Below are 19,923 nucleotides of genomic sequence, written 5' to 3' on the forward strand. Positions count from 1 at the left end.
AAGATAACATAGGAAATGTCTTTCATAAAAGTTGAGACCACTTCGGTATTCCGACTAGTTAGCAGGTAAGCAGATAGATTTTAAGAGATAGTTATATGATTTATACATTAAATAAAATAACAATACTAAGAATTAGACCATGCGCCCTATTTTATTCATCAAAAAATACCAATGAAACATATAGGTTAAATCAAATTTCTTACTCTCAGAATCAACATGTTTAAAATCTAGCCAAAAATTGCCAGTAATATGCAAAAATGAAGCTTTCGGTATGATACTTAACAAAAAAAATACATCAACTTATCTATTTTATAAAAAATAATTTATTTATAAGTTTTGATAGAAACTTGTTTTTCATAGCTTTATATCGCGATGCATTTTGGATGAAAACCATTTTAATGAGCATTTCAAGTCTTTGTGTCGCAGTTCATTACTATAAACCCTATATACAATTGAGTATGGAGCAACCTTTACCTCAGATTTCAATCAAGGATCAAAGAATGATGCTTGGTGCAAAGTTTAGTTTATTGTTAACCTCAAATCACAAACTATGAAAAAAGTTTTACCAATTGCATTTGCACTGGTATTGATGCTTGGCCTCACGGTCTCTGCACAAGCTCAGCAGCGAATTTTGAAAGGGGTAGTTACTGCTGCCTCAGATGGTCTGCCATTACCTGGCGTGACTATCTTAAACAAAAGTACCAAAGCTGGAACCACCACTAATGCGGATGGAGAGTATTCTCTTTCAGTGGATGAGAATACAGTTTTGGTGTTTTCATTTATTGGTTTCACTAGCCAGGAATTTACTGTAGGAAATCAGACGGAATTGAATGTAGTGCTTGAAGAAGATGCTTCCGACCTAAGTGAGGTAGTAGTGACTGCCTTTGGTATGGAGCGTGATAAGAAAGCATTGGGTTATTCTGTCACACAGCTTTCTGGTGATCGATTCACAGAATCACGAGCAATTAACGTGGGAAATGCACTAACTGGTAAAGTTGCCGGTGTGAATGTAACTCCTACAGCTACTGGAGCTGCAGGATCTACTAGAGTTGTGATTCGAGGTGGATCTTCTCTAACGGGTGCTGATCAGCCACTTTATGTAGTAAACGGTGTGCCTATCGAATCAGGTAACTTAGGTAATGCTGGTATGTGGGGTGGAAGTGATGCCGGTGACGGACTAGCTTCTATCAATGCTGATGATATCGAAAGCATGTCTGTATTGAAAGGTAATACTGCTGCTGCACTTTACGGCGCTAGAGCTGCGAATGGTGTAATTATGATCACTACCAAAAAAGGTAGAGCTCGTAAAGGAGTTGGTGTAAGCTTCAATTCAAATTTTACAGTTGATCAGGTAGTAGATCGCACTGAATTCCAGAGAATCTACGGTCCAGGCCAAGATGGTCTAAGACCAACGTCTCAAGATCAAGCTATAAACAATGCGACAAATGGCTGGGGTGCAGTTTACGATGGAGCGAATTCCATTCAGTTTGATAACGTGGAGCGCCCATACAGGTATTTGGGAGAGGATTTCAATGACTTCTATAGAAACGGAACCACTTGGAACAATTCAATTGCTCTATTCGGTGGAAGTGACAATACTAACTACAGATTTTCTTTTTCTAATCTAGACAACAAGGACGTGATCCCTGAAGCAGGTTACAAAAGAAATGTAGCAAGTATCAATGTGAACAGTCAGCAAGGTAAATTTACGCTAGCCGTTTCAGGTCAATATTCAAAGCAAGAAGCTGAAAACAGACCTAGACTATCTGACTCACCAGGTAATGCCAATTTCTCTATGGTTGTAAAGCCTGGTAATATTCCATTGGATGTGATCAAAGGAGACCCTAATAATCCAGGTGCTTTACCTGATGGAAATGAACTAAGGTATCAAAGCAATACCTTCCAGACTAATCCATATTGGGCAGCCTACCAGTGGAAAAGAGAGGACATTACCGATAGAGTATTTGGTAACATGTCTCTTCGCTATGATTTCACAGACTGGTTATTTCTTCAAGGTAGATATGGAACTGACTTCCAGATCCGTGATGATTTCAGCTATGAAGCATACGGAACAGCCTTCAAGCCAAGAGGTAGCTATAATACTTCTGCCAGAACTTCTAGAGAGAATAACGCGGATATTATGCTTGGCTTCAATAAATCCTTCGGAAACTTTGACGTAGATGCATTTTTAGGTGGAAGTACGTTGAGAAGGACTATTGAAAGCAAGTCTGGTGGAGGTAATGATCTAGTAGTACCTTTCTTTGCTTCTGTGACGAACGTGGCCGCACCAACTTTCGGTTATGGATTTTCTGAATTTGGAATTAACTCCATCTACGGTTCTGCAAATATTGGCTATAAGAATTTAGTTTTCTTGAATGTGACAGGAAGACAAGATCAGTTTTCTACGCTGGCACCAGAAAACAGTAAAATATTTTACCCTTCTGTTGGTCTAAGTGCAGTGATTTCTGACATGGTTCAGATGCCTGATTTCTTCACTTTTGTGAAATTAAGGGGTGGATGGGCACAAGTAGGCGGTGGAGCACCAGACCCTTATGCACTTAACCTTACGTATGGTCTAGTAGGAGCGGGTCACCTAGGTGCTAACCTTGGTCAGATCAACAATGGATCTATTCCAAATTCAGGCCTTGGCCCTTACCTTTCTAGCGAATGGGAAATTGGTACCGATTTAAGATTCTGGGAAAATAGAATTGGTTTGGACTTCGCTTATTACAACAGAAGAACAAATGATGATATCCTAAATACAGGTATTTCTGCCCTTTCGGGATTTGGTTCTACGACTGTCAATATTGGAGAGCTATCTAACAAAGGAGTTGAAATTCTCTTGAATGTTTCTCCTTTTATAGGTGATTTCAAATGGGATATCTCTTTCAACTATGCTAACAACATCTCTGAGGTGCTTAGCTTAGGTACTAACGCAGCTGGAGACCCTATAGAATTCATCAACTTAGATGAGTCCAGAGTGAGAAGAGAAAGAATCAGACATATCGTAGGCGAGCCTCTAGGTATGATTGCAGGATTTAAGCACAAGATGATCAATGGTCAGCCGGTGTATGATGCAAATGGATTCCCTGTTACTACTGATGGCTATGAAACTATCGCAGAAGGTCGTCATCCTATTTCGGGTGGTTTGACAAACACGTTTTCATACAGAGGATTCAGATTGATGTTCCTAATTGACTTTAGAGCAGGTGCTTCTATGATGTCAGGTACTAATTACTTCGCTTATCAACTTGGCTTACATGAAAATAGCTTAGTGGGTAGAGATGGCAATCTTTCAGTATCTGGAGTGAATGCTGAAGGAACTCCAGTCAACATAACTATACCAGCAGATACTTCAGACCCAACTAAGTATCTGATTGATAACTACTGGCAACGATATTCTCAGGTAACTGAAAATGTGGTTTATGATGCTTCATTTGCTAAGTTGAGAGAGTTTTCATTTGGATACACCTTCCCGGCATCATTCATCGAGAACACTCCATTCCAGTCCCTTTCTCTCTCTTTGGTGGGTAGAAACCTAGCCTTGCTTTGGTCTAATGTGCCAAACATAGATCCAGAAGCTGCTTACAGTACTGCTGGGAATTCTCAAGGTTTGGAGTTCTTCTCTGTACCAGCAAACAGAAGCTTTGGTTTTAATTTATCTGCTAACTTCTAACTAGAAGGTATAACCTTAAATAAAAGAAACGATGAAGATATTTAATAAATTTTCCGGTCTAATGGTCGCAGCAGCTCTTCTAGCTACTTCTTGCAATGAGCAAGACCTTTTAGACCTGAACGTAAATGACAATGCTGTAGAAAGTATTGACATGCAGTACTTATTCTCTCTGGGTACCCTACGTATTGGAGGTGAATATGAAAATACACGTGCCAACATGCTTTATGCCGCGACGATGATCCAGCACACTGCATCCACAGCTGGATATTTCAGTGGTGATAAGTATTTCTACAATGCAGGCTACAGCGGAGCTTATATGGAGAGACATTTCACAGATGTGATTAGACTTTTCAGCCAAGTAATCTCCGAGACTAATGATTTGCCAAATGAGGCAAATGTAAATGCAGCAGCCACTGTGTTGAGGGTATATGATTTGTTGAGAATCACAGATATGTACGGTGATATTCCTTACTCTCAGGCTGGCTACGGTCTTGAAAGTGAAGAAAACTGGTTTCCGACCTACCAGCCTCAAGAAGAAGTGTATAACTTGATGATCGAAGACCTGAAGGCGGCTAGAGGTAAATTCTCTGAATCAGCTCGTCCTCTTGGAATTCAGGATTTCATCTACGGTGGAGATATTGCCAAATGGAAGAAGTTCACGAACTCACTCCTAATGAGAATGGCTCTTAGAATGAGTAACGTAGCTCCTGCTAAAGCTAAAGAGGTATTCACAGAAGCATTTAATAGCGGTGCATTTGCCTCCAATGATGATTCAGCAATAATTAAGTATGCTCCAGGCCCACAAGGCGTAAATAGAAATGGCCTAAATGACGGCTATTGGAATACATATAAGTATTCAAGAGATGCTAAATTGTCCAAGACATTTGTCGATTGGATGAAAACCAACAAAGACCCAAGATTGATGATTCTTTCTGGTGGTCTTGGTAATCCTGAGAATGCTTCCACTTGGATCACTGATCCGGCTAAGCAAATTGGTCTGCCAAATGGATACAATGCAACTAACCTTGTGACAGCAGTTCCTCCGGGGACGTTGGATGGCTTTACTACTGTTCAGCAAAACTTCTCTATGCTTAACCTGAAGTATTTAGATTGGGAAGATCCTTATTACCTACAGTCTTACGCTGAAGTTGAGCTAATGAAAGCTGAAGCTGCCGTGAAAGGTTGGATCTCAGGTGATGCTGCTACTTTCTTCTCTAATGGTGTGAAAGGAGCAATCAATTCTTGGGTGAAATTTGACCCATCTTTTGCAAGATCAGCTCAAGAAATACAGGCTTATGTAGATGGTCGTGGCTTCGCAGCTGCTTCTCAGCAAGATAAATTGAGATTGATCGGTGAGGAATTCTGGGCTGCTACTTTCTTAAATGACATTGAATCTTGGTCTAACTGGAGAAGAACTGGATACCCAGCCTTGACTCCTACACAAGATCCTAATGCATTTGAAGGGAATTTTATCCCTAGAAGATTGAGATACTGGGAATCAGAAATCGGAGCTAACCCTGAAAATTATGCCGCTGCAAAAGCGCGCATGGGAGGTGATGAATTTGCCACTAGAGTATGGTGGGATGGCGGGAATTAATTCCTGATCATTGATTTACTAACTAATACTAGAGGCTTTGATTAATTTCAAAGCCTCTTTTTTAAGGAATCTGTTTAAGCTTTTCACTCTTGAGTTTGATGTGTATGTTTATAGCCAAGAAAAGAATTGAGTTTTGAAGAAACTGATAGGAATTGACATTGGAGGCTCACACATTGCCGCTGCTCAAGTTCAAATCCACGCACGAACGACTACTTTAAGTCATTTTTTTGAAAGCGACGTGGATACCTTTGGTTCAGCTGAAAGTATCATTGCTGCTTGGACCGAAACCATCATGAAAACAGCCGGTGCAGCAACTGATTATTATGTTGGCATCGCCATGCCAGGTCCTTATGATTATGAGAATGGAATTTCTCTAATCAAAGATCAAGGAAAAATGGCCTCCCTGCACCAACTTTCGGTCAAGAATATGCTTGCCGAAAGTCTTGGGATTCTTCCTCAGCAAATTGCATTTACCAATGACGCTGAAGCTTTTCTCATTGGAGAGAGTTATGCAGGCGCAGGTCGGGACTTTCAGAATTCTATCGGAATCACCCTAGGTACAGGCCTTGGCTCTGCGATCAAGGTTCATGAGGTAGTGAAAGATGCCAAGCTTTGGACTGCGCCTTTTCGCGATAGCATAGCAGAAGATTACTTGGGTACGGCTTGGTTTAGAAGCTATGCACTGGAAAACTTCGGTTTGCAAATTTCTGGTGTCAAAGACCTTATTACCCCTACTATTGATGCAGAAATATCCCGTAAGATCTTTAGTGTTTTCGGCCGTTCCTTAGGAGAATTTCTATTTCCCTACCTCGTTCGACTGCATACCGAGGGAGTGGTAGTGGGAGGGAAAATAAGCCTGGCTGCGGCCAATTACCTGCCCGAAACCCAAAATTACCTAGAAACTATGGGCTACTCCGTTCCTTTCAAAATTTCTGAATTAGGCGAAAAATCTGCTTTGATTGGAGCCTGCTTCCCATTTATCCAACATTAAACCTCTATCAATACCTATGAAAACATTCGTTATTTGGCTCTCCATGAGCTTATTTTCTACAGCTATTTTTGCGCAGCAGCAATACGATCTAATCATCGTCGGTGGCGGTGCCAGTGGTACCGCTGCAGGGATTTCTGCGGGAAGGCTTGGAGCGAAAACTTTAATCATCGAACCTACCACCTGGCTAGGCGGTATGCTTACTTCGGCGGGAGTATCGGCGATTGATGGAAACCATCGTCTGCCTTCTGGCGTGTGGGGGGAATTCAAGGCCAAACTTGAAAACTACTATGGCGGTCCGGCCAAACTTGCGACTGGATGGGTGAGTAACACGCTTTTTGAACCCAAAGTAGGAAATCAGCTGCTCCAAGAAATGGCTAGCTCGGTTGATTTGTTGACGGTTTCTTTTGAAAGTGACTGGAAAACTGCTTACTATTCTGACGGAACTTGGACTGTATCTTATGTCAAAAACGGCAAAACATTAAAAGTAACTGCGCCTTATGTGATAGATGCGACAGAGCTGGGAGATGTAGCAGCTGCACAGGGTCTTCCATACAGATTGGGAATGGATGCACGCGATGAGATTGGTGAAAGTTTTGCGCCAGCAGAAGGTAATGATATCATCCAAGACATGACCTACGTAGTGACGCTTCAGGATTATGGTAAAGGGACCAACAAAACGATCGCTAAACCTGCCAATTACGACCCGGCGGAATTTGAATGCGCCTGTGCCCACTCAGATCCTACGACTGACTTAGCAGCAACTTCCGACTGTGACAAGATGCTGGCTTATGGCAAATTGCCGAATGGGAAATACATGATCAATTGGCCAAACTGCGGCAATGATTACTACCTGAACATCGTGGAAATGACGCCAACTGAACGTGAGCTAGCTCTGCAAGAGGCCAAACAGGCTACACTGAGATTTACTTATTACATTCAGCATGAGTTGGGATACACCCATTTAGGAATCGCAGAAGATGAATATCCAACAGCCGATGATCTGCCGATGATCCCTTACCATCGGGAATCAAGACGCTATGTGGGAATGGTGGATTTCACTTTGCCTTTCGTGAGAACTCCTTATAATGCTCCATCTCCGCTTTATAGGACTGGTGTAGCGGTGGGTGATTATACGATTGATCACCATCACAAAAAGAACCTAGAGGCGCCGGCTATAGATTTTATTAAAATCCGTGTGCCATCCTATAACGTGCCACTAGGAGCTTTGATTCCTCAAGATCATCCCGCTTTAATTCTTGCTGAGAAAAGTATTTCAGTCTCCAATATTGTCAATGGAGCTTCAAGATTGCAGCCCGTGGTCTTGGGAATCGGGCATGCTGCTGGAGTTTTGGCAGCCGTTGCAGTTAGGCAAAAGAAGGAGTTACAGGCTATTTCAATTCGCGAAGTTCAAGCTGCGCTCCTTTCTCAAGGTGCTTACATCATGCCTTTTATAGATATGAATCCAGCGGATAAGAATTTTGCAGCCATGCAGAAAATCGGCGCTACGGGCATTTTCAAAGGCGATGGAGTGCCTTATCTCTGGGCAAATCAAACTTGGTTTTACCCTGATCGTCTGGTGACAGAATACGAGTTGGTGGACGGTTTAAGACCACTTTATCCAGCGTTGAAAGAGTATTGGGGAGCTTCTGGAGCGTATTTGACAGGGGATAGGTTTCAGAAAATTCTTGAGTTGATTCAACCGGATATTTCCCTGATGAAAATTGCTGAGATTTGGAAAAAGCGTGAGCTGGATGGGGGTTTTACGACCGATAGGCAACTTAGCAGACAACAGGTGTCAGTCTTGTTGGATGATCTCTTAGATCCATTCTCTGTGGAGGTTGATTGGAAGGGAGATTATTGAGCTAACGCCAAGCTGAGGCTGGGCTACAGCCAGTGATTTATTCAGCTGTCAACAGGGTATAATGGCCATGAATGCAAAGCCATTTTCCATCTTCTTTTACAAAAATTCGAGTTGATTTGCCGGTTGAAGCGAAAGCTTCACCGGCAGTTTCTCCTTCGTCTTTCCAATAGTAAGTAATCCAAGCGACGTCCCCGTTCACCGTGACATTAGGGTTAATCATCTCCGTATGAATGTCTTGAGAGTCTGCAATCCATTCAGCTATGCCTTTGATCTCGGCTTCTTTTCCCTCACGAAGTACAGGGTCATACTCGCCAAATTGCGTGAATTCGGGATGAATATGTGCAGCATACCTAGCTATATCACTTTTCTCAATCGCATCCCACATATCAATCAGGACGTTTTTTATAGCGGCTTCCTCGGTAGCATGATCCGCTGATTCATGAGAAAGGTTTGTGGTATCCTTTTCCTTTTTTCCGCAGGAGAAAATAGTCAGTATGACAAAAATAGGAAGTAGGAATTTGAGTTGATTCTTCATAAGGATAGCTGCTGATTTTTAGCTAGGTAAATTCGCTTTTCTACCAGGATAGAGACAAAAGTTACAAAGGGAATTTCAAACGTAAGAATTGAGGCGGCTAGGGTCACCGGACTTCCGAACTGATCGGCAATGAAATTAATGAAACCTATTTCTCTGGGAATCACCATGGAATAGAAGGAGTGTTTTTCTAGATTTGGTTGGGATTACTGCCCCACCTTCTCCCAGATCATATCACCAATCTTCTCCCCTTGACTAACCCCATTTTCTATCGCATCCCGAAAGTGAATTCCTCCATATAGTCTGGAAATAGCAGCTTCCTCAGAAGCGTACAGAAAGGAAGGAAAAGGCCTTTCTGGTAAGCCGAAGTAAGTTTCTGAGCTGTCGATGAAATCAAAATTTCCCCCGAAATAACCTGTCAAAACCACGGCTGAAGCCCTGCTGATCACAGAGTGTCCAGAAGTGTATTCCGGGAAAGGTGGAGTTTGGAGCAAAGGTCTCCAGGTTTGATCCATCTGCTGATTGATCACCGTTTCTGGTCGAATTCTATCAGTTTCGTACTTAGCTTTCCAGCAGGAAATAAAGGCATCGTGAAGTGTCATTCCCACCAGCGCATGAATGTATGCCGTCTCAGCAAAGGTGAGTTTGGCTTTTTCAGCCGCAATGCCAGCAATTCCTATCCAGTGACCTCCGGGAGAGATTTTCTTGACGCCTATAGCCATATGTCCCGAAAACTCAACCTTAAAAGGATTGCAATCCCAGAAATTAGCAATCAACTTTTTTTCCTCATCCAGTTCTTTGGTCGTGGTATAAACTTCCATCAGTTGGGTATGAAAAGAACTTCCTTCGCTCATGTCAAAGGGGGCCATCGGAGCAGGTTTGTAGTCGTCGAGGTTTTGGATGAAAAAGGGCTGAATCGTTTTCCACTCAGGCTCCACCGCCGCGATGTAGGCAGGCGGTGTGGGATACCAGAATCCTTCTCCTTGCTGGGGCGTGTAGCGCGTCAAGGTAGAAAGTTGCAGATAGCCATCTTGCTTTGCCACTTCTATGATTTTATTGGCCACAGCTGACGCAAAATCAAGATGAATTTGAAGCGATTTTTTGGTGATAATTTTTTCTTTCAAAGCCTCTTCAATCCACTCTAACTGCTTTTCTTTCAATAAATATCCTGATGGCATAATTGCCTCGCCTACTTTCAGCATTGCATAAACTCCTGCAAACTCTGGAGAAGCAAGGTCTGATTCCGAGATTTCCCAATTTTGGTTCACCAGGTAAGATTGACTTAAAATATCCTGATGTTTGAAGCTGCTGCCTGTTTCTCTTGCCACGAGATAGGTAGCCAGCGTGGAGTAGGCGTATATCCTAGCGGCTACGGGCGGGCTAGCTACATCCGTGACCATGACTTCGGTAAGGTGAAAAAGCTCCTCAGCATACAGTTTAGGCCAGTTGATTTCTTTAGGCTTCGCAAAAGAGGATTGTATCATCACCATGATGAGTACTAAGGAAGCGATTACTGTATTAAGTCGTTGGCTCATCTGATTTGGTAACTTTTCAAAGGTTGCTGGTTGATTCCAAAAAGCAGTTGAATTCCTTTTTCGGTGTTGACGGGAAGAATAGATTTGATGTCTCCCTTGATTGCCAGACCGGATTCGCTAGGATTCAGTGGAGTAAAATTTCCCTTTCCATCACCAATCATCACTAAACCCAATCCAGCGTCCATCAAACCTATTCGAATTCTTGCATAGGTTTGATTTCCACCCAAGATCAAATCCATTTTTCCATCTTTATTCAGGTCTATAGGAAGTATGCTGAAGATAGGGAAAGCCTGAGCCATTCTTGGAAGAGATTTTACTGAGAAATTATTCCCCTCATTGATCAATACCACGGATTCCAAGGTGTTTGCTTCGAGGATCTGTGCATTCTCTAGTTCATTAGCAGTGAAAAGATCAGTCATCTCAGCCTTGGAGTAAGAGGCATAATCTGTGAATTTGCTTCGCATACTCACCATCTGATCCAGCAATTCATCTCTGCTTGGATAAGGGTACATTTTATCTCCCACAAAGCATTCTAAGATCGGATCGATGGAACCGTTTTGGTCAAAATCAGTGGCGAAGAGACGTAGCTTTTTGTCTGGATTCACTTCAAATTGAGAATTGAGGCCGTAATTCCCAGCAATCAAATCCATGTCTCCATCTCCGTCCACGTCTGCTTTGGCAAGGGTATTCCACCAGCCGGATAGCGAAGAGCCTATTAGTATCGAAGATTGATTTTCCATAGTAGCGCCGGTATTGACGAGCGCAGTGATGGACATGTACTCTCCTGCGAGTACGAGATCCATTTTTCCGTCGGAATTCAAGTCTATCAATTCAGAGGAAGTGATTAATCCGAGCTTCCCCATAGTTGGGAGGTAGCTTTTACTTTGATCTGTGAAATTTCCTTGGCCGTCATTGATTAATAACTTGCTCTCTGGTATAATCGGATAGCGACCCGGGATCATCCTGGCCCCTACAAATAAATCTAGCTTGCCGTCGGCATTTACATCAAGAGCTTGCGCTGTTCCAGTACTGAATTTGTAAGCTGGAAATGTCGATTGACGTGTCAGTTTGCCAGTTCCATCATTTAGATAAAGCCTGTCTTGAAGCGCTTCATCAGAGCCCAGGTAATCGTGATACCCACCACTTCCGAGGAATAAATCCTGATGTCCGTCTCCATTAAAATCGGCAAAAATTGCCACAGCATCCGTGAATTCATCAGAAGATTTAAAGCCAGTGTAATCTTTCCAAGCTCCATTTTCATAGGACATGATCTTACCAGCCTGACCTTTGGAACCGCCGATGAAAACTTCAGGATTGCCATCCCCATCTAGGTCTCCCTGAGACAAAATCGGACTGATGTAGCTTGGCATAGTGAGCATAAGCGGCTGACGCTTGAAGTCGTTGTACTGGCTAAGAATAGGCTGATATGCTGGCGCAAAATCGCTGGGTGTTAAAAAAGGAGATGGTTTTGAATCAATAGCTGCGGCTAGCATGCTTTCTTTTTGGATGGTAAGATGCTGATTGCTACTGATGTTTTGTAGGAATTGCTGCGAGCCATCTGGCCAAGTAATTTGAATAGAAGGGACCAGGTCAATTTCTCCTAAACCAAAGTGAAGTCTGGGACTGACAGAAGATTGAAAACCTCTTACAGGTTGCAGTTCCAGCGTTTGATTTTCTACGCCTGTGAATATTTCTACTTTAGCTCCGATTCCAAACGTATTACCGGAATCATTTTTTAGTGAAATTTGCAACCAATTCCTCTTCGGGCTTTTATTTTCATAAATAGAAGCCAGTTCATTCAGGTTATTTACCACCAAATCCAGATCTCCGTCGTTATCCAAGTCTGCATAAGCTGCTCCACTAGAAAATCCTTTTTCCTCGAACCCCCACTCTCTCGATTTGTCTGTAAAGTCTAAATTGCCCGTGTTTTCGAAGATGTAGTTAGGAATAGGAGTGGAGGTCATTGAAGTGACCAGGTGCAAGGTGTCCGCCTTTTCGGAAGCCACAGCTTGCTTGAAGTAGTAATCTCCTTTATATTTTAGAAAGTCCCGATTGGTGTAGTCTCGATAGTACCCATTAGTGATAAACAGGTCTTTTTTCCCATTATTAGTGGCGTCAAAGAACAGCGCCGACCAGCTCCAATCGGTGTTAGAAATATTTGCCAGCTGTCCGACTTCCGAGAAAAAACCATTGCCTTGGTTGAGTTGAAGCACGTTTCGCATGCTTTGATGATAGAAGCCCTGCTTGATCATTAGTGCATACTGCTCGTAATTCTCCGGACCATAGAGTAATTTCTGGCGCTCGTTGTCCTCAGGAAGCATATCCAAGGTGAAAATATCAGGCCTGCCATCGTTGTTGATATCTGAGATATCAGCGCCCATAGAGAAGTGGGAGATGTGCTGAAAATACTCCGGCATTTGATCCGTGAATGTCCCGTCGCCATTGTTGATGTATAGGTAGTCAGGCTCTATGTAATCGTTCGTGACAAGGATGTCCAGCCATCCATCTTGATTAATATCTGATGAAATCACAGCCAAACCAAAACCCAGTGCTGAGCCTTTTATGCCTGCTTGCTCACTTATATCGGTGAATTTGCCTCCGTCATTCCGGAACAGTTTATCTCCGGCATAGGGATGTCGGATTTTTTTTGTGTCGCTGAATTCCAGCTCATTGATCACCTGAATGTGGTGATTGAGTAGGTAAAGATCTAGGTCTCCGTCTTTGTCAAAATCAAAAAATAAGCCTTGCGTGCTATTGGATGGATCGGCTAGGCCATAGGCTTTTGCTTCGTCAGTAAAGGTGAAATTGCCTTGATTGATCCAGAGTTCGTTTTCTCTTTCGGCAGGTTTTCCTTTTCCAGAATAACAGACATAAATATCCAGGAACCCATCCCCATTGACATCTGCCATACTGACACCAGTGGTCCAGATGTTTTTTCCTGCTACTCCTGCTGCTTTGGTTTTATCTTCAAATTTCCAATTTCCCAGGTTCCTATAGACTTTATTGTCAGCCATGTTTGCCGTGAAAAACAAGTCTTCCAGGCCATCATTGTCTAAATCACCGACGGCCACGCCGCCTCCATTATAGAAATACTCATAGCGAAGTATATTATTCTTCTCATCCTCTTTCAGCTGATTTTTGAAAGTGATTCCAGCCTTCTTGTTCGAGACTTTTTCAAATCCACCAGAAGCAGATTGAGCGATTAGGTAGTTTCCTGACTGTAGAAATAAGAGAGATCCTAGAATCAGCTTCGCGACTGTTTGGGATTTTAATAGGAAACGCATGAGAGTTTAGGGTGCTATAGATTAGCCCATGATTAAATCCTCGAAAAGCTTGTCATTCACTACCGCCACTCCTCCTAATAGTCCCACATCTTCACCGAGTTGGTAAAGGGCTAGCTGGGACTTTTCGCGGGATTTGGCCATGCTGTAGATGTTCAAAGCTTGTTGGATAGGGGTGATAAGATATTGATTTGCCTCGGCTACAGATCCGCCGATGATTATTAACTCTGGGTTGAGCAGCTGAATGAGCATGGATATTCCTCTGCCTAAGTCCAAACCAGCTTCTGAGAGTATGGTAATGGCCCGTTGGTCTCCGGAAAGGGCCGCTTCTACCACTAAGTTTGGCATGATGCTTCCTTCTTGATTTCTAGCCAACCTAGCCAGTATGCTGTCTTTGTCAAGTTTGATGGCTGCCTCAGCCATTTTGACTATAGCTGTTCCAGAAGCAACAGCCTCCAGACATCCTTTTTTTCCACACGTGCAGGTCACGTCTCTGGATTCAAAGATAGGAGAATGACTGAACTCTCCCGCAAAACCCGACGCACCTTGGTACAATTTGCCGTCGATGATGATCCCCAAACCTATTCCCCAGCCAATAAAGAGACCGAGCACATTTTTGTAGTGATGATCAGTGGCAAACTTAAATTCGGCTAAAGTCATTGCCCTAGCGTCATTTTCCAGAAAGATTTTCTTTGAAAACCTCTGCTCCAGATTTTCAAGCAGCGTTTTTTCCCCAAATCTTAAATAGGTATAATTAACGCCACCTACTGAGTCAGTCAAGCCTGGCATAGAAAATCCTATTGCAATTATTTTTTCAGCTGGAATTCCTGTTTTAATCAAATAGGAATCAATTAGACCACAGATCTGCTCAAAGGTCTCCTTTTCATTATCTAGGTTGATCCTGTGGGATGCTTTCTCAGTGACTATTGTGTGGTTACAAGAGTACAGTGCCATGTTCATGTTGAACTTTGATATGTCAACAGATAGCACATAAAACGCGTCTGGAGCTAGTCTGTATAAGTCTGGCTTGCGTCCACCTTGGGACTCCGCTCGTCCTTGCTTGATTACTTCTCCGCTGGTGATCAGGTCGCTCAGTAAGGAATTCACTGTAGGAAGAGATATTCCCACTTCAGCACAAATCTCGCTGGCGGTGTTTGCGCCTTTCGTATATAGGTTCTTAATAATCTTAATTTTGTTCAGGTAGCTTTTTATTTCTACCACTCCATCCATTTTGTCGATTACTTCTTGAGGGTTAATTAAGTGCATAGGTCTAAGTTATTCCTGAATTACGGCAATTTTTAATTTTCAAAAAAATACTTTTTTAAAAAAATAAGATAACATCAGTTTAATTTGTTAGAATTCATGGAATTCTTGTGAAGAGGCTACCTGTTTTTCCTAAAAGATTCCGAATGTAAGGGAGTTGTATGAGATTCGTTTTTCAGGATGATTTATTTATTTTTGAACATTATAAGAAGAAGAAACTATGAATTTGATAGACATAACTAATGGCCTGAGCAAAGAAGAAGTTTTCAAGAAGGCGGAAGATTTTCTTGTTGAAAAGGGATTTAGAATTTCAAAAATCGACCAGACTAGGCCCTGGGGTGGTTTTTTTGTGCTGGACGAGAGTCAGATCAGAGAATTTAGAGCTATGTTTTTTGCAGACGTAGTCTTGTCTGAGGAGCAGCTTGAGCAGAAGTTGAGCCCTAAGTTACTGTTAGTAGCTCCAGACGCGCGCCTCTCATGGCAATATCACTTCCGTAGGGCTGAGCTTTGGAAGTTAATCAGTGGAGAATCGGGTATTGTGCGAAGCGACACGGACGAGGAAGGGGATTTGGTTAAAATGGACCTTGGTACCACTATTTCACTGACACAAGGCGAGCGCCATCGTTTGGTAGGCTTGGGTGCTTGGGGGATTGTAGCAGAGATATGGATGCACGTAGATCCTGAGAATCCTTCTAATGAAGAAGATATTGTAAGGTTGCAGGATGACTATGCTAGAAAATAAAAAATATGATTATCCGCACTAATGCCAGTCACCTTATATTCCTTGCTAATCTGGTTGGAAGACCGATGACCGAAGCGGTCTCAATTCTTAAGTTTAACATTTGCTACATTGCTTATTCCACCTTACTGGTAGAAAAGCGGATAATCATATGAAAAAACTCGGGATTTGCCCGAGTTTTAAACTATTACAATGCTTCTATTTTTTTCGCTATCTCTTCAGCTTCTGCGGCTAGGCGGTCAGATTCTTTTCTATTGACCAGTGAGGCTTTGTGAACTTCAGCTAATTTTTTAGCATAAGCTTCTTGAAGTTTCTCTTTTTCTGATTTCTTTTTGAATAATCCAAACATAAGGTCTTTTGGAGGTAAACAGCTTGAAGAAGCAAAATGTTATTGGTCCATCATTTTTATCAAATTAGTCAATGACTCCTCTTGGATTTCGTCGTTTTTAAAGTTGATAAGATCCTCAAGTCGTCCAGCTGGATTATAATATCTCCATGGTCCTTCTTTCCTTCCATCTTTCATTTGGCCTTCAGAAGCTTTTCTTCCATTCTCGTGATAAAAAATCCAGTTGCCATCTGCTTTTCCAGCTACGTATTTGCCTTCTGATTCTTTTTTACCATTGACGTAATAAGTAATTCTGGTACCGTTTCCGTCTTTCAACGTACCAGGATCTTGCTTATCACTTCCGTCGTAAGAATTGTAGGCACTGACGTTCATCAAGCGGCCATTGTCCCAGAATTCCTCTTGAGTGAGTTGTTTGTTGTCGTAGAAAAGACCCCAAATCCCGTCCTCGAAGCCAATCTTATAGCTTCCGACAGATTTCAGTTGACCACCATCGTAATAGTAAACCCACTGACCGTCCTCTAATCCGAGTATGTACTCACCTTCCGCAACTAAAATTCCTATTTTGTTAAAATACTTCCAAAGGCCTGTTTTGAGGTCGTTTCTGTATTCACCGATAGAGTATATTTCCCCATCGGGAAAAAAGTTTTTCCAAATGCCCGTCTTCATACCGGTTACGTATTGGCCGGAGACTGAAACATTCCCTGAGCTGTGGTACTCTACATAATCCCCTACTGGAACTCCCAGTTCGTACGTTTTACGTTTTGCTATTTCCTTATTTGGAAAGTATTCCTCCCAAGTACCCACCGCAATGCCATTTTCATAACGCTCAATCCTGGCTAGTCGACCGTTGTCATAGTAATATTTCCAAGTACCAATACGATTGCCATTGTTGTCATAAAACTCCTCTGACTCCTTGGATTTGGTGCCTACAAAATACCGTGTCCATTCACCTACTTTTTTTCCATTGGAGTAATTGCCTTCTTCCACCACGAGGTTGGGGTAGGTCAATCGCTTAAATGAACCTTCCAGTTCTCCTGCTTTATAAACTCCTTCTGTAATTAATAACCCTTGAGTATCATATTCTAAATAAGGTCCCTCTTTCAATCCCTTGACAAAAAACTCTCGGACTGCAACCTCTCCGTTGTCATAGTATTGAACCCATTGACCAGTTTTCTTACTATTTTCATATTGCCCTTCTATCATGACTTGGGAAGGATCGATGTAAGACGGCATGCCGGTTTTGCCGAAATATTCCACGTATTTTCCGACTATCAAGGAGTCCTGAAATATCATTTCTTTTTTCAGCGCTCCATCAGCATCATACATTTTGGAAGGTCCAAAGAGAATTCCTTCTCTGTATTCTGCCACTACTTTTCTTTTTCCATCAGGGAAAAAACTTGTCCAATTCCCATCTCTGACGCCATTTTTGAAAATACCTTCGGTCAACAGGGTGTTAGTTTTAGGGTTGAAGTATTTCCATAAGCCTTCCCTCGATGAGCCTGTCATGATCCCTGTAGCCATCAGTGTGGAATCTGAATTGTATTGTCTGACGAGGTTGCTTTCTTGGCCAAAAAGAGGCGTACTGAAAATCAATAATGCGAAAAGGATGTATTTCATATGTTTGTTTTTTTAGGATTCAGCGGGTTTTCTGAATCCTTCAAAAGATTAACCAGAATAGTGTACGATTGAACACGATTCCTGTTTAAAAATAAGTTAATTCTCAATTTATCTCATTGTTTAGGATAATAAGAATATCAATTTATTTAGTTCATACGCAATGCGCGATTGAATCAAAGAGATTTGATTTGAACTTTGGATGGGTTTGTGCCATTGACAAAAGTTAGAATTTTTAAATTGCTTTGCCGTGGGATTATTGGTGGACGCCTTGTTGAGTATTATTTCTGAATATTCCCAAGGAGTCGATGAGAGGTCGAATGACCACTTGTATTCTGCAAGTTGGACTAAGGGAGCTTTTGGATGATTCTTCCCAACCAAAACGAAAAGAAATAAACCGTGTCCAAACCAATTCAATACCCGGATATTCAAACCCATAGCTGGATCAAAATCCCGAATTAAATCTAACACTTGATAAGGGCATCCTTCGAGCTCATTGCCTTTGGATAATTTGACACCACGACTTTCCGAGTGAAGCTGAGTGAGTGTGGTCGCATCATAGGAATTGCCTATATCATTCAGCATATCCCAAAATATAGACTTTAGTTTGTTTTGTCGAGCAAATATTTGGTTGTCAAGCCACAGGTCAAGGTCAATAATTTCGGGGTTTTCAGCCATTTACCATTGAAGTAACGCGGATGCCCAAGTGAATCCAGAGCCAAATGCAGCTAGACAAATCAAATCGCCTTCCTTGATTTTTCCTTGTTCCCAAGCTTCACTCAGTGCAATCGGAATAGTAGCTGCTGTGGTATTTCCTTTGGTCATGATGTTGTTAAACACTTTTTCGTCAGGAAGTCCCAATTGCTTTTGGATGTATTGACTGATGCGAAGATTTGCTTGGTGAGGAACGAGTAAATCAATAGCAGATTGATCTAAGTTATTTGCGTCTAGAGCTTCCTTGATCACTTCCATAAATCGTACTACGGCATGTTTGAAAACCGCATTTCCGTTCATTTTCAAAAAGAAATTTCCATTTTCAATCATTTCAGGTGAAATACGCACTTCTCTGCTACTGCCAGGATCGCTGCAATACAATTCTTCGGCATATTCGCCTTGTGAATGTAAATGAGTAGAAAGAATTCCAGGCTGATCGGATTCTACGGCTCCAAGAACAACTGCTCCTGCTCCATCGGCAAAAATCACTGAGCTAGAGCGACCTTCGTCACTTTTATCCAAAGCGGAAGATTGGATCTCAGCACCTACCACCAGGATTTTTTTGTACATCCCTGTTTTGATGAACTGGTCAGCAATGGAAAGTGCATAGATAAATCCTGAACAGGCATTGCGTATATCCAAGGCACCGATGGTTCCCACGCCCAGTTCTCTCTGAAGCAAAACGCCGTTTCCAGGGATAAAATAATCCGGAGTGATGGTAGCGAAAACAATAAAATCTATCTCTGAGGCTTGTACTCCAGCTCTTTTCATAGCCATTTCAGAAGCGATCTTAGACATACTTGTGACCGTGTCCACCCCTGGAGTGAACCAATGACGCGACTCTATGCCTGTTCTTTCGACGATCCACTCATTATTAGTATTCATCATCTCAGAGAGTTCGTGATTAGTTACACTTCGCTCTGGTACATAGTGGCCAACTCCTAAAATCCGGGATTTTTGCATGTCTATTTGGGTTTTCTTTCAATGGACTGCCAATATCGCTAGATCAATTTAGTCTAGCAAAAAAGGGAATGATCAACGGTAGAATTAACCGAAGAGCGTGTAATTCCCATGCTGATCCATAGGGGAGGTCTTGCGGATGATAGCGGGACTGTCATTTTGCACTGAGTTTACCAAAGGAGAAACGGTGTAACTCAACATAGCATCAGCAGGATAGGGTTGGAGCAAGCTGAGCAGGTCAGTTTCATCCGTGTAGGAATCAAGCCATTTTTTCTCAGCATTTCTGTCTAAAATTACGGGCATTCTGTCGTGAATCTCCGACACTACAGAATTTGGCTGGGTAGTCAGAATCAAAAAAGTATGTTGGGATTCGCCGTTTACCGTTTCAAATTCCTCCCATATTCCAGCGAAGGAAAAAAGCTCATTCTCCCGCAAAGTAAACCGATAAGGGACGGAAGTTTTCTTGCCTAGTCGCTTCCATTCGTAAAATCCATCTGCAGGAACAATGCATCTTCGCTGTCTAAATGCAGTTTTAAATGATATTTTCTCATTAACGGTTTCTGCTTTTGCATTGATGAGTTTTTGAGCGACAGGTCTATTTTTTCCAAAGTCGGGCGTGATACCCCAATAGAAATACGAAAAACCTTTGGGGCTTTGCGAAGTGATTACCGGTACCAATTGGGTGGGAGCGATATTGAATCTGGGTTTGGGATCTGTTAGCATTTCTGCTTCAAATCGCTTTTCTAGTTCTTCTTTACTTTTGCTAAGGGAATATCGTCCACACATAATTTATAGCTATATAATTGGCAGGAAG

Annotated in this window: 14 protein-coding genes; 5 read left to right on the plus strand and 9 right to left on the minus strand. The window is 42.2% G+C overall.

The genetic code is table 11. The features are described from left to right. Window positions 1-550 precede the first annotated feature (550 nt). From ABJH64_RS16050 to ABJH64_RS16065, 4 genes are all read left to right on the plus strand, one after another. Window positions 551-3,676, plus strand: a complete 3,126-nt coding sequence (locus ABJH64_RS16050; protein WP_348275228.1) for a SusC/RagA family TonB-linked outer membrane protein — start codon at window positions 551-553, stop codon at window positions 3,674-3,676. A 31-nt stretch (window positions 3,677-3,707) separates the two neighbouring features. Continuing rightward, window positions 3,708-5,273 (plus strand): SusD/RagB family nutrient-binding outer membrane lipoprotein, encoded by a 1,566-nt coding sequence (locus tag ABJH64_RS16055; protein ID WP_348275227.1) that lies wholly within the window; start codon window positions 3,708-3,710, stop codon window positions 5,271-5,273. Between the two features lie 133 nt (window positions 5,274-5,406). Next, window positions 5,407-6,264, plus strand: a complete 858-nt coding sequence (locus ABJH64_RS16060) for an ROK family protein (protein ID WP_348275226.1) — start codon at window positions 5,407-5,409, stop codon at window positions 6,262-6,264. Window positions 6,265-6,280: 16 nt separating this feature from the next. Next, window positions 6,281-8,125 (plus strand): FAD-dependent oxidoreductase, encoded by a 1,845-nt coding sequence (locus ABJH64_RS16065; RefSeq protein WP_348275225.1) that lies wholly within the window; start codon window positions 6,281-6,283, stop codon window positions 8,123-8,125. A gap of 37 nt (window positions 8,126-8,162) precedes the next feature. On the opposite strand, the gene ABJH64_RS16070 is transcribed toward ABJH64_RS16065, so the two are convergent. From ABJH64_RS16070 to ABJH64_RS16085, 4 genes are all read right to left on the minus strand, one after another. Further along, the gene (locus ABJH64_RS16070) at window positions 8,163-8,660 is read right to left on the minus strand and encodes a nuclear transport factor 2 family protein (RefSeq protein WP_348275224.1); all 498 of its coding nucleotides are present in this window, start codon (window positions 8,658-8,660) and stop codon (window positions 8,163-8,165) included. Window positions 8,661-8,863: 203 nt separating this feature from the next. Next, complete coding sequence (locus ABJH64_RS16075) at window positions 8,864-10,192, minus strand: vanadium-dependent haloperoxidase (protein WP_348275223.1); 1,329 nt, start codon at window positions 10,190-10,192, stop codon at window positions 8,864-8,866. After that, complete coding sequence (locus ABJH64_RS16080; protein ID WP_348275222.1) at window positions 10,189-13,476, minus strand: VCBS repeat-containing protein; 3,288 nt, start codon at window positions 13,474-13,476, stop codon at window positions 10,189-10,191. The genes ABJH64_RS16075 and ABJH64_RS16080 overlap by 4 nt, the downstream gene beginning before the upstream one ends. A gap of 21 nt (window positions 13,477-13,497) precedes the next feature. Further along, on the minus strand, window positions 13,498-14,739 hold the full coding sequence (locus ABJH64_RS16085) for an ROK family transcriptional regulator (protein ID WP_348275221.1): 1,242 nt from the start codon (window positions 14,737-14,739) through the stop codon (window positions 13,498-13,500). 217 nt (window positions 14,740-14,956) lie between these two features. Here ABJH64_RS16085 and ABJH64_RS16090 point away from each other — a divergent pair, with 217 nt between their 5' ends. After that, window positions 14,957-15,478: a phosphoheptose isomerase gene (locus tag ABJH64_RS16090; protein ID WP_348275220.1), complete on the plus strand. Its 522-nt coding sequence runs from the start codon at window positions 14,957-14,959 to the stop codon at window positions 15,476-15,478. A gap of 184 nt (window positions 15,479-15,662) precedes the next feature. On the opposite strand, the gene ABJH64_RS16095 is transcribed toward ABJH64_RS16090, so the two are convergent. The 5 genes from ABJH64_RS16095 to ABJH64_RS16115 form a co-directional block, all read right to left on the minus strand. Further along, window positions 15,663-15,824, minus strand: coding sequence for a Lacal_2735 family protein (locus ABJH64_RS16095; protein WP_348275219.1), 162 nt, complete (start codon window positions 15,822-15,824; stop codon window positions 15,663-15,665). A gap of 39 nt (window positions 15,825-15,863) precedes the next feature. Beyond that, window positions 15,864-17,438: a hypothetical protein gene (locus ABJH64_RS16100; RefSeq protein ID WP_348275218.1), complete on the minus strand. Its 1,575-nt coding sequence runs from the start codon at window positions 17,436-17,438 to the stop codon at window positions 15,864-15,866. A 120-nt stretch (window positions 17,439-17,558) separates the two neighbouring features. Further along, on the minus strand, window positions 17,559-18,113 hold the full coding sequence (locus ABJH64_RS16105) for a hypothetical protein (protein ID WP_348275217.1): 555 nt from the start codon (window positions 18,111-18,113) through the stop codon (window positions 17,559-17,561). After that, entirely contained in the window at window positions 18,114-19,112 is a 999-nt protein-coding gene (locus tag ABJH64_RS16110) for a beta-ketoacyl-ACP synthase III (RefSeq protein WP_348275216.1), read from the minus strand. A gap of 84 nt (window positions 19,113-19,196) precedes the next feature. After that, complete coding sequence (locus ABJH64_RS16115) at window positions 19,197-19,895, minus strand: SOS response-associated peptidase (protein WP_348299680.1); 699 nt, start codon at window positions 19,893-19,895, stop codon at window positions 19,197-19,199. Window positions 19,896-19,923: the final 28 nt, after the last annotated feature.

This window comes from Algoriphagus sp. (genome assembly GCF_039969895.1).
Taxonomy (GTDB): Bacteria; Bacteroidota; Bacteroidia; order Cytophagales; family Cyclobacteriaceae; genus Algoriphagus.